The following is a 12,005-nucleotide window of genomic DNA, read 5'->3' as shown; positions in this document are numbered from 1 at the left end:
ATCGTTGCTACTTCTTCCATTCATATTCTAGCATACTCATTTCCCATAAATTCCAATACGTTTCTCCTACTCTTTTTGACTCTCTTAATAAGCCTTCTTTTACAAACCCTATTTTTTCGTAACATGAAATGGCCGATGTATTAAAATCATACACACCAAGAGTTACTCTATGTAGTTTTAATTCGTCAAAAGCAATATGAAGTACTGCTTTCATCATATGTTTTCCTATAGAACGTCCTCTCATCTTCGTATTACCAACTAATACTTTTCCAATTCTAGCGGACTTATTAATATTATCTATTTGCCCAAGCGAAATATGTCCAATAACGTCTGAAGTCTCTTCATCTACCACTTTGAAAGCGAGTGTATTTGCACTTTCTATATACTTCTCTAATTGCTGTTCGTCTAAAGGAAATGTGAATGCATTTCCTGACCATTGTATTAGAAATTCTTCGGAATTAATCCAATTTATTAATTGTTTAAAATCAGATTTCTTAAAGCTTTCTAGTTTAATCACTTCCTTGCTCCTTTCGTACATCATGCTTTATAACCTCAAACTTATTTCTATATAAAGAATATATTCTCCTTTTATATAAAATTAAAATAAAGCCATTCATGTGAATGGCTTTACAAAAAGGCAGCATAATTATGCTTTGTTTGCTACATCAATACCATTAAAATCAAAGTCAGCAGTAACCGTTGTAACCGGTGGGAAAATTGCTTCAATTTTGCAAATGGAAATAATTACTCCAACCGATCCAGGAATAGCCGCAAGCCTAACTACATCACAACTTACAGACGAAACAGTACCTACATAAGTACGTCCCTCTGTATTAATTTGAACTGTTCGATTAATTAATTTCTTAAGTTCATCTCTAATTCCTTGTACACAAGAATTATCACATTTCTCATGCTGTTCTTTTTTACACTCTTCGAATACTTCCCAACAATCATCTTGTTTACATGTACACTTCTTTTTACAATTATTAAATCGAGAACCCAATACCTCACCCCCTAATCCTTTCTATTAGTAAAGTATGTCCACTAGCTTAAAAGGGTACGAGGCAAACACATAAAAAGAAAAAAACAAACAATTGTACCAAACTTTCTTTTCATTATTCATTATAAAAACAGACTTCTCCTAATTAAAAGCTTTTTAATGAGCAGCCGTGAATTTAGTCCTACTCCATTTAATGTTTAGACACCACTTTCTAAAACAAACCTTTTTTCTTTTAAATAAGACGCCCCTTAAAAACACACTAGATTTTCCCATTAACTCACATATACATAGACTTTATTTGTGGATTTCCCATTTTTCATTGTGAAATATACATTTAAAAAGCGTACTTGAAAATAAGATATTATTTGTAATCAGAACATTTTCTTCAACAAGTGTTTATTGAAAAATACCATAACTAGTAGTAGTTCTCTCCACTTTCTCTTAAAAATTAGCATAGTTTGTATGAATTCTATATCGAGTAGAAGACACTCTATCATATAAAGATAAAATAGTAGGTTAATAAACAAGCCATTTTTTTATTAAAACATAGAATAATATGAACACTATTGAAAGGAGGTAGAAATAAATGTCCTGGAAAAATGATTGCTGGAGTTCTCAGAAAAAGCATTGTTGTGATGATTGGTGGAAATCTAAAGAAAAGTGTCATTGTGATGACGATTGGAGTTCTCAGGAAAAACATTGTAATGATGATTGGTGGAAATCTAAAGAAAAGTGTCATCGTGATGATGATTGGAGTTCTAAACGAAATAAGTGTCGTTGTAAATGTTTCTTTATTTGTTGCCATTGTAAAAGAAAAAATTGGTAATATTTTTAATGTCAACGTAAAGGAAAGAATATGTCTTTTGGAACCAATCGGGCTTTTCCGGAAAGTTGATCCCTCACCTACTTCCTTGCTTTCGCTGAATTTTTAGGTGGGGGCATTACTGCCCGGCAAATAGCGAGATAAATACTAGAATGTAATATATAAAAAGCTGACTGCTTATAGTCAGCTTTTTATATATTAACACGTAAAGGTTTAAACAGACATATAAGCAGTCACGCTTTGTCATCACCTTGTTGTTGTAAATTAGTATTTCTCCATTGAATAGACATTCCATAATATCGTATTTTGATAAAAACTAAAAAACATACTTAACACTAATAGTAGAATTTTTCTTCTTCATCAACTTCACTTCTTCTCTTTTTATAAACATAAAAAAGGAGCTCTATTTATATAGAGATCCTTTCTAATTTTATAATTTACTAGACTGTAAACCCTGAATAAACGGAACTACTTCAGGATTTACAAGCGATGATAAATCACCTAATTCTTTTCCTAAGTAAGCTGCTTTAATAACACGGCGCATTACTTTAGAATTACGTGTTTTCGGTAAATCTTCTACAACGTGGATGTCTTTAGGACACAACGCTTTTCCAATATGAGAGTTTACTAAACTCATTAATTCTTTCTTTAATTCCCCTGTGAATGTTACATGGTCTCTTAACACTACAAAACAATGACAAACTTCACCTTTTACTTCGTCAGGTACACCAATTGCAGCAGCTTCGATTACATCGTTATGTTTCACAAGAATAGATTCATATTCAGCAGGTCCAATACGTTTACCTGCAATATTTAACGTATCGTCTGAACGCCCTGTGATGATATATTGTTCACCATCGTAAATGACCCAGTCACCGTGGACCCATTTATTTTCAAAACGCGACCAATATGTGTTTACGTAACGTTCATCATCTTCCCAGAAGCTTTTCGTCATACCTACCCAAGGTTTCTCTAAGCATAATTCTCCGACTTCATCTCGAATTGGTTTACCTTGATCATCCAGTACGACAGCTGCCATTCCTGGTAAAGATGCGTTAAAACTAATCGGTGCTATTGGCTTAATAAGAACATTACCGAAAATCCCACCAGAGATTTCAGTTCCACCTGAGTAGTTACAGATTGGGACATTTCCTTTTCCAACTGTTTCAAACAGCCACATCCATGGATCAGGATTCCAAGGTTCTCCTGTTGATGCGAATACTTCCAAACTCTTTAAAGAATGTTTATTGACATACTCATCACCTTTTGCCATCAATGCTCGGATTAACGTTGGCGAAATACCTAGATGAGTAATCTCATATTTATCAACTGTCTCCCATAACCGGTCTGCTTCTGGGAAGTCTGGAACACCTTCGTACATAACCATCGTTGCTCCATTAATGAGTGAACCGAATAATAGAAACGGCCCCATCATCCAGCCCATATCAGTTACCCATAATACACGATCACCTTGTTTAATATTCATTCCAAATCCTGCATCAAAAGCTGCTTTCAAAGGAAATCCTGCATGCGTGTGTACTGTTCCTTTCGGCTTACCAGTCGTTCCTGATGTATAAATGAGCATTAATGGATCATCACTTTGCATTTCCTCGGCATGTATGAATGGTTTTTCTTTTTCTAGCGTACTCCACGAAAAGTCATAGTTATGTGGTGTAAAATCATTTCCTGCATGACGAACGATAACAACTTTTTCAACAGTTGGGCAATGTTCACAAGCTTTATCTACTTCATCTTTTAAAGAAACAATTTTACCTCGGCGTGAAAATCCATCTGCGGTAATAATCATTTTTGAACCTGCCGCTTGCACACGTGTCATGACTGCATCAGACGCAAAGCCTGAGAATATTGGTGAAATAATTGCTCCGATTTTCATTACAGCTAGCATCGCAACAACTGTTTCTGGAATCATCGGCATATAAATTGTTACACGATCACCTTTCTCAATACCCGCGTGTTTCAAACCATTCGCAACACGGCTTACCCAGTTGTCAAGCTCTTCATATGTAAATGATTTTGAAGTTCCATTTTCCCCTTCGTACTGAAGTGCTGGCTGTATTCTCGTCTCTTCATCCGCAAGCCAGCGGGATAAAGCTGATTCTACAACGTTACATGTTCCGCCATTATACCACTGTGCAAACGGTGTACCATTTTCTAAGTCTAACACTTCTGTATAAGGTTTCATCCATTGATAGCCTACTGCTTTTTCTGCCTCTCCCCAAAACCAAGCTGTTTCCTCAATAGATTTATTATAAAAAGTTTCATAGTCTTCATATCCCAATGATTTCATCCAACCATATAAACGTGTTTTTTCCTTGTACTCTTCTGTTGGAAACCAAACTGCTTGTTTCAATGTTTTCCCCTCCTTAACTTTTTGAGCAAGAAAGCCCTAAATAGGGCTTTTAAACTGGATATACAGGATGTTTACGATCTGTGAATACTTGATATTTACTCATATACATTTCGAAACGTCCTTTTAACTCTTCACGTAAATTGTTTGGATGAACAATACCATCAATCACCATCTCTGATGCTAAATGATAAATATCAATATCTTTCTTATACTCTTCACGTTTTTCAGCAATGAAGCTAGCACGCTCTTCTTCTGGTAAAGCTGCAATTTTATTTGCATATACAGCATTAACCGCAGCTTCTGGACCCATTACCGCAATAGAGGCTGTCGGTAATGCCAGACAGCAATCTGGTTCAAATGCTGGACCTGCCATCGCATATAAACCAGCGCCATATGCTTTACGAACAACGATAGAAATCTTCGGTACAGTTGCTTCACTCATTGCAGAAATCATTTTTGCACCGTGGCGAATAATACCGGCACGCTCTACTTTTGTACCAATCATAAATCCTGGTACATCCGCAAGGAATAATAATGGAATATGATATGCATCGCATAAATTAATAAATTTAGCAGCTTTATCAGCTGAATCGTGGAATAATACGCCGCCCTTCATACGCGGCTGATTTGCAATAATACCAACTGGCTTACCATCAATACGTGCTAAGCCTGTAATTAGCTCTTGAGCAAATAATTTTTTCACTTCATAGAATGAACCTTCATCAATAACTCTATTAATGAGATCTTTCATATTGAAAGGAGCATTTTGATTTTCTGGAATGATTTGTTCTAACGTTTTATCGAATTGTTTCGGTTCTTGAGGTGTAACCAATGGAGTCTTTTCTAAGTAGTTGTTTGGAAAATATGAAATGTATTGTCTTGCTTGTGTAATCGCATCTTCTTCTGTCTTACATAAAACATCTCCGCATCCTGATACAGAGCAATGCATACGAGCTCCGCCCATCTCTTCTAAAGTTACCTTCTCACCGATAACCATCTCAGCCATACGAGGAGATCCTAAATACATAGATGCATTTCCTTCTACCATCATTACAACGTCGCAAAAGGCTGGAATATAGGCACCACCAGCTGCAGAAGGTCCAAATAATAAGCATACTTGAGGAACTTTACCTGATAATTTCACTTGATTATAGAAGATTCTTCCTGCACCACGGCGTCCTGGGAACATTTCTACTTGATCTGTAATACGCGCTCCAGCAGAGTCAACTAAATAAAATAACGGAACACGTAGTTTTTCAGCTGTTTCTTGAATACGTAAAATCTTTTCAACTGTGCGTGATCCCCATGATCCAGCTTTTACAGTAGAATCATTGGCCATTACACACGCAGTACGACCATGTATTTTACCCGTTGCCGTTACAACGCCGTCCGCAGGTAAGCCTGTTTGTTCACAGTTAGCAAATAATGCATCTTCTACATATTCGCCATTATCAAATAGAAGCGCTAAACGATCTCGAACAAATAATTTTCCTTTTGCTTTATTTTGTTCATGATACTTTGGTGCGCCGCCTTGTTTAATCGTTTCAACTCGTTCTTCAAATGAATTAGATTGTTGTTTTTGATCTAACATATTTACTCCCCCTTATACGTTGGTGTGCGTTTTTCCTTGAATGCTTGTAATCCTTCTAATCTATCTTTCGTATGGATTACACCTTCATACGCTTGTTTTTCCATTTGTAATCCGGTATGTAAATCAACTTGAATACCATTTGAAATTGCCTCTTTTGCTAATCGAACAGCAATAGGTCCATTACTAGCAATTTTCTCTGCTATTTCAATCGCTTTCTCTTCAAGTAAATTAGCTGGTACAACAAATTCTACTAAACCATATTCTTTTGCTTCTTGCGCTGAAATACGTCTACCTGTATAAATTAATTCTTTCGCTCTACCAACACCAATTAATCTCGGTAAGCGCTGTGTACCACCCGCTCCTGGTATAATTGCAAGTGTCGTTTCAGTAAGACCAAGACTTGCAGATTCAGCAGCAATTCTAAAATCACAAGCTAAACTTAATTCCGTACCACCACCAAGTGCGATTCCATTTATAGCAGCAATAACTGGCTGTGGTAATTGTTCAACCATCTCCATAGTCGTGCGAATCATACTAACAGCATGGCGAACTTGTTCCTCATTCATACCAGCACGTTCTTTTAAATCAGCACCAGCACAAAATGCTTTTTCACCAGCACCTGTTAGAATAACTACACGCGTATTGGACTCTTCACTTATTTGAGTTAATATGTTTTGTAACTCTTCTAATAACGCTAAAGATAATGAGTTTGCTTGTCTTTCACGATATAACGAAATCTTTACAACGTGAGGTGTTACATAATCAACTGAAATGTTTTGTAATTGTAGCATCTTCTCACCTACTTATCGTTTTATGTTGAAGCGCTCTATACACATGACTCGGTAATTGGATATTTAGCTTACTTTGAATAAATTGACTAGCTCGCAATAACTTTTCTTCGTCTATATTCGTTTGAACTCCTAATTTATGGAGCATATGTACTAGGTCATCAGTAGCAACATTACCTGATGCTCCTGGTGCATAAGGGCAGCCCCCGAGTCCACCACAAGAACTATCAAATGTTGTAATACCGTATTCTAATGATTTAACTACATTTGCTAGAGCCATTCCATACGTATTATGAAAATGCATGGCAAACTGCGAAGCATCATACTTCTTTAATAGATGTTCTAATACTTGTTCTACTTGTAATGGATTCGCTACACCGATTGTATCCCCAAGAGAAACTTCATAAATGCCGTATGAAAATAGTTGATTACATAATTCGTCAACTGCTGTGACACTTATATCCCCTTCATAAGGACATCCAAATACAGTAGAAACATAGCCTCTTACCTTTTTCCCTTCGAATAATGCCTGTTTTGTTATATCTGCGATTACAACTAACGCTTCTTTAATCGATTTATTAATATTACTTTTATTATGAGATTCACTTGCTGATAAAAAAACATTCACCTCATCTACATTTTGCAAAAAAGCTCGTTCCAAACCATTTTGATTCGGAACAAGCGCAGCATATGTAACATTTGGATCCCTTTTCAGCTCAGAAAATACATCATTTGCATCTGCTAATGCAGGGACCCATTTTGGGTGAACGAATGAGGAAACTTCAACATACGACAATCCTGCTTCTGTAAGTAGTTGAATCCATTTTACTTTATCTTTTGTGCCAACAATCTTTTTTTCATTTTGTAAGCCATCACGTGGCCCGACTTCTTTAATGACAGCAAAATTAGGTAGTTTCAATTCGCTTCCCCCTATATCTCCCTATTCAATTTCTAATAATACATCTCCTTCATTTACAAAATCGCCTTCTTGCACATTAATTTTCATAACTGTGCCAGCTTCTTCTGAAATGATTGGAATTTCCATTTTCATAGATTCTAAAATGACGACATCCTGCTCTTCCTCTACTGTATCTCCTACTCCTACAACAATCTTCCAAACGTTTCCTGCCATCGATGCGTATACTTTCGTCATCATTTTTCCCCCTTAATATTGTTAAATCTTATTTTTTAACGAGTTGTTTCGTTACAAAACCCGTTGTATAAATACCCTCTTTGAACACCTCGTCTTCCAAAACTTGCAGTAGCATTGGCGTGTTCGTTTTAATACCTTCTACTTTTAATTCTTCTAGAGCATCATGTAATTTCGAAATTGCTTCTTCACGAGTCTCGCCATGTGCAATGACTTTCGCAATCATTGGATCATAGAAAGGTGTAATCGTTACATGATTTTCTAAGAAGTGATCAATCCGTACATTTGACGGTAATGTTAAATCTGTAATTTTCCCAGGTGATGGGAAGAATGTTTTCGGATCCTCTGCATAAATACGAGCTTCAATGGCATGACCACTACGTTTTACATCATCCTGAGTAAATGATAGTTTCTCTCCACTTGCGATAAGGAGTTGCTGTTCTACAAGGTCTAATCCCGTAATTTCTTCTGTCACTGGATGCTCTACTTGTAATCTCGTATTCATTTCTAAGAAATAGAAATTTTTCTGATCATCTACAAGAAACTCAACTGTACCTGCATTTGTATAGCCAAGTGCTTTGGCAGCTTGTACAGCAACTTCTCCCATCGCCTTTCGTGTACCTTCATCTAAAAATGGTGAAGGTGCTTCTTCGATTACTTTTTGATTTCGGCGCTGTACCGAACATTCACGCTCCCATAAATACACTGTGTTACCATGTGTATCTGCTAAAAGCTGAATTTCAATATGATGCGCATCTGCTATATATCGCTCTAAATACATTTCTCCGTTACCGAAGAAGTTTTGCGCTCTTGTTTTATTACTTTCAAACGCTTTGGTGAGCGTTTGCTCAGTTTCCATCAACTGCATACCAATGCCTCCGCCGCCTGCGGATGCCTTAAGCATTAATGGATAACCAATTTGTTTTGCAATTTCAATTGCTTCTTCAGCAGTTTCAATATTTGTAGTAATACCTGGGACTACTGGGACATCTGCTGCTTGCATTGCGATACGTGATTCGATTTTACTTCCCATCTTCGTAATGATTTCTTCTGAAGGACCGATAAATACGATTCCTTCTTCTTTGCAGCGAACCGGAAAAGACGGATTCTCTGATAATAAACCATAACCCGGATGAATTGCTTCTGCATTTGTCTTCTTAGCTATTTCAATAATTTTTTCAAGGTTTAAATAGCTTTCTTGGACACGCGGTCCACCTACTAAGTAAGCTTCATTTGCCATTTTCACATGAAGGGCATTTTCATCTGCTTCAGAATAAATAGCAACAGTGCGAATACCAAGTTTTTGACAAGTTTTCATAATACGAACAGCGATTTCCCCGCGATTCGCAATTAATATTTTTTGAAACATAGTGATTCCTCCCTTTTATCTACATCCTAAATGTCTAGCAATTACGAGACGTTGAATTTCAGAAGTTCCTTCACCAATTTCTAATAGTTTCGCATCACGAATATGTCGTTCAACTTCATATTCACGCATATAGCCATATCCACCATGAATCTGTACTGCATGATTAGCAATACGGCTTGCCGCTTCCGATGCAAATAGTTTTGCCATTGCCGCTTCTTTGCCGAAAGGTTTATCGTTATCTTTTAACCAAGCTGCTTTATGTACTAAATTACGAGCTAACTCTACTTCAGTCGCCATATCAGCTAATTTAAATTGAATCGCTTGGAAATTAGAGATTGACTTTCCAAATTGTTGACGTTCTTTCGCATATTGCAATGCACGTTCAAAGGCTGATTGCGCAATACCAACTGCCAATGCTGCGATTGAAATACGCCCTCCATCAAGTGTATATAAAAATTGTTTAAAACCTTTATTTACATCACCAAGAATATTTTCTTTCGGTACACGAACACCATCAAGTACGATTTCACAAGTATTAGAAGCACGAACACCCATCTTATCGTAAGGACTTGAAATCGTTAATCCTTCACTCGTAGTAGGCACGATAAATGCAGAAATACGTTTTCTACCATTCTCTTCAACACCGTTGACAGCGGTTACAATAATTGTATTTGCATACTCTGCGTTTGTAATCCAACACTTCTCACCACTGATTACATACTCATCACCATCTAATACCGCTTTCGTTTGAGTACCACCTGCATCTGATCCAGCATTCGGCTCCGTTAATCCGAAGGCACCTAATGTTTTACCTGATGCCATTGGAACTAAATACTTTTGTTTTTGTTCTTCTGTACCGAAATAATAAATTGGAGAAGCACCTAATGAAATTGTTGCAGCATAGCTTAAACCGGTGCCACCACAAGCGCGACCAATTTCTTCAACTGCTAACGCATACGATACCGTATCGCCACCTGAACCTCCATACTCTTCTGGGAATGGGATGCCTAATAATCCTAGTTCGCCCATTTTTTGAAATGTTTCATATGGAAACTCTGCAGTTTTGTCATAATATACAGCTTTCGGTGCGATTTCCTTTTCAGCAAAGTCACGTACCATTTCTTTAATCATTTGTTTTTCGCGAGTTAGAGTAAATTCCATTCCGCTACACACCCCTTATCGAATATTGAGTTTCGACAGCGTGCGAGTTTCTACTACAAACATAACAACTTAAAAGACAAGAATATTAGTTAGACAATTGCTATAATTCTGTCATAACTTAATTTTAAAACAGATTCTGTACTAATGCACAAAAAAATTCCTACATTGTTCTACAACAACATAGGAGATTTTGTGTCGAATTATGTAATTTATTGTTTAATAATCTCTACCTTTTCCCGAATCCGAAATTTCTACTAATGCTTCAGGGTATGGTTCGAAATACGTTTGTCTTAATAAATACTTTTCATCAAATCGAATGGCCCATGATTTTAAAATTGTAAGTAAACTACTAAGTGGTATTTTCTTTTCTGCATACTTTTGTAACAGTTCTATAAAATGATCTTTTTCTTGTTTTTTTAGCTTTGTTTTAAAATATCCAAAAATGTGCTCGCATACATTTACATTCGATGTATAACGAGGCGTACGCATAAATAATTCATATAAAGTCTTCTCATAGTTTTCAAATACCACTTCAATCTTTTCATTTTTGTGATTTGCAATTATACGCCCTAATTCCTTTTGTTTCACCTGATTATATGCCATAAATAAATATTTATTGTCCGACTGAAACGATACAAGGTCTTTCATATTTTTATTATGTTTAATCATTTTGTAATATGCGATTGTAAATAGCCTTGTAAAGAAATGCTCTCTAATAATAAAATTCGACAATCTGCCTTCCTCTTCAATAGGAAGATGCGAAAAATTTTTTACTACTGCTCCGCCAAATAAGCCAGCTCCTTTTCCCTTTGCTGGTGCTTTTTCAAAACCAGAATAAATTTTCACATCACGCGTACCACAACTTGGTGAACGATTCTTTAAAATAAAACCATCCACATCCGATATCGTTTGTAAAAAGTCATTTGAAAACTGCTCCATTTTTTCAGTAACGTCTTCTCGTGTCGACGGTTGCACAAGTCTATTCATACCATTTTCTTCTACAATTCGTATCGTTTCACGAGGAGTTCCCAATCCAATCTCCACTTCTGGACAAACAGGTATAAATGTAACAAATGGCTGCAAATTTCGTATTGTTACATCTGGAATCATCTCTCCATTATAACGACAAGCATCAAATTCTAAACATTTACTTACGACGATTGTAGGTTTTGCAAATTGTCGCATCTCATTACCTCCTTAGTGCTAGTCCGTATAATATAAATTGTACTAAGATTAACATTTTAAGCAAAGTTTGATTCCTTTATTTTTATGAGAAATATATATCCAATGATATATTAACAATCATTCAACTCTATTTTCTATAAATGTGCGCCCAATTAATGAAGGTTTAGATATTATGAAATGAATAATACACACATGCTTCGGAGAAATTAATGATTAAGAAAGGAGGGATTTTAATGAAAAAGAAATTATCATCTATTTTAAGTGTTTTAGCACTATCTATTATGTTTTTAGGTACATCTGCGCAAGCTGAATACGATGGAAATAATATGAATAGAGTTAATAACACTGATATTTCAACTCGAGTAAATGACAATAACTTAGACAGAGTTAATAATGATGTAAGAACTCGAAATGTTAATACAACAAATGATTTAAATGATAATCGTGATAGAAATAATAATTGGGCTTGGCTTATTAGGACTAGCAGGATTATTAGGTCTTAGAAAAAGAGACAAAGAAACACGCTGATTTAGAATGTTTTTAGTAAACAAGTACTTATTTATCAAA

At 35.9% G+C, this 12,005-nt stretch carries 11 protein-coding genes and 1 pseudogene; 2 read left to right on the top strand and 10 right to left on the bottom strand.

The window, feature by feature from the left end:
* Positions 1-7: 7 nt before the first annotated feature.
* Together V6946_RS12900 and V6946_RS12895 are read right to left on the bottom strand one after the other, a co-directional pair.
* Positions 8-541, bottom strand: a complete 534-nt coding sequence (locus tag V6946_RS12900) for a GNAT family N-acetyltransferase (protein ID WP_000990082.1) — start codon at positions 539-541, stop codon at positions 8-10.
* 105 nt (positions 542-646) lie between these two features.
* Positions 647-1,003: a hypothetical protein gene (locus V6946_RS12895; protein WP_000535577.1), complete on the bottom strand. Its 357-nt coding sequence runs from the start codon at positions 1,001-1,003 to the stop codon at positions 647-649.
* 563 nt (positions 1,004-1,566) lie between these two features.
* Between V6946_RS12895 and V6946_RS12890 the strand changes: the two genes are divergently transcribed.
* The gene (locus tag V6946_RS12890; RefSeq protein ID WP_081631431.1) at positions 1,567-1,932 is read left to right on the top strand and encodes a hypothetical protein; all 366 of its coding nucleotides are present in this window, start codon (positions 1,567-1,569) and stop codon (positions 1,930-1,932) included.
* A 321-nt stretch (positions 1,933-2,253) separates the two neighbouring features.
* Here V6946_RS12890 and V6946_RS12885 read toward each other — a convergent pair whose 3' ends face one another.
* The 8 genes from V6946_RS12885 to V6946_RS12850 all read right to left on the bottom strand — a co-directional run bounded on the left by V6946_RS12885 (position 2,254) and on the right by V6946_RS12850 (position 11,438).
* Positions 2,254-4,194 carry an AMP-binding protein gene (locus tag V6946_RS12885; RefSeq protein ID WP_000806481.1) on the bottom strand — a complete coding sequence of 647 codons (1,941 nt, stop codon included), beginning with the start codon at positions 4,192-4,194 and terminating at the stop codon, positions 2,254-2,256.
* A 49-nt stretch (positions 4,195-4,243) separates the two neighbouring features.
* On the bottom strand, positions 4,244-5,785 hold the full coding sequence (locus V6946_RS12880; RefSeq protein WP_000886744.1) for an acyl-CoA carboxylase subunit beta: 1,542 nt from the start codon (positions 5,783-5,785) through the stop codon (positions 4,244-4,246).
* Positions 5,786-5,787: 2 nt separating this feature from the next.
* Entirely contained in the window at positions 5,788-6,576 is a 789-nt protein-coding gene (locus V6946_RS12875; RefSeq protein ID WP_000939818.1) for an enoyl-CoA hydratase, read from the bottom strand.
* A 4-nt stretch (positions 6,577-6,580) separates the two neighbouring features.
* Positions 6,581-7,492, bottom strand: a complete 912-nt coding sequence (gene mvaB / locus V6946_RS12870) for a hydroxymethylglutaryl-CoA lyase (RefSeq protein ID WP_006928511.1) — start codon at positions 7,490-7,492, stop codon at positions 6,581-6,583.
* A gap of 21 nt (positions 7,493-7,513) precedes the next feature.
* Complete coding sequence (locus tag V6946_RS12865) at positions 7,514-7,729, bottom strand: acetyl-CoA carboxylase biotin carboxyl carrier protein subunit (RefSeq protein WP_001987345.1); 216 nt, start codon at positions 7,727-7,729, stop codon at positions 7,514-7,516.
* 25 nt (positions 7,730-7,754) lie between these two features.
* Complete coding sequence (locus tag V6946_RS12860) at positions 7,755-9,092, bottom strand: acetyl-CoA carboxylase biotin carboxylase subunit (RefSeq protein ID WP_000486742.1); 1,338 nt, start codon at positions 9,090-9,092, stop codon at positions 7,755-7,757.
* A gap of 15 nt (positions 9,093-9,107) precedes the next feature.
* Positions 9,108-10,253: an acyl-CoA dehydrogenase gene (locus V6946_RS12855; protein WP_006928512.1), complete on the bottom strand. Its 1,146-nt coding sequence runs from the start codon at positions 10,251-10,253 to the stop codon at positions 9,108-9,110.
* Positions 10,254-10,469: 216 nt separating this feature from the next.
* Complete coding sequence (locus V6946_RS12850) at positions 10,470-11,438, bottom strand: DUF523 and DUF1722 domain-containing protein (protein WP_006928516.1); 969 nt, start codon at positions 11,436-11,438, stop codon at positions 10,470-10,472.
* A 233-nt stretch (positions 11,439-11,671) separates the two neighbouring features.
* Here V6946_RS12850 and V6946_RS12845 point away from each other — a divergent pair.
* Positions 11,672-11,966, top strand: a pseudogene (locus tag V6946_RS12845) (WGxxGxxG family protein).
* Positions 11,967-12,005 lie beyond the last annotated feature (39 nt).

It is taken from the genome of Bacillus sp. PPSBB_2, assembly GCF_045291115.1.
GTDB classification, from domain to species: domain Bacteria; phylum Bacillota; class Bacilli; order Bacillales; family Bacillaceae_G; genus Bacillus_A; species Bacillus_A cereus.
The sequence above is the reverse complement of the archived record's forward strand: the minus strand, read 5'-3'. Positions and strand labels throughout refer to the sequence as shown.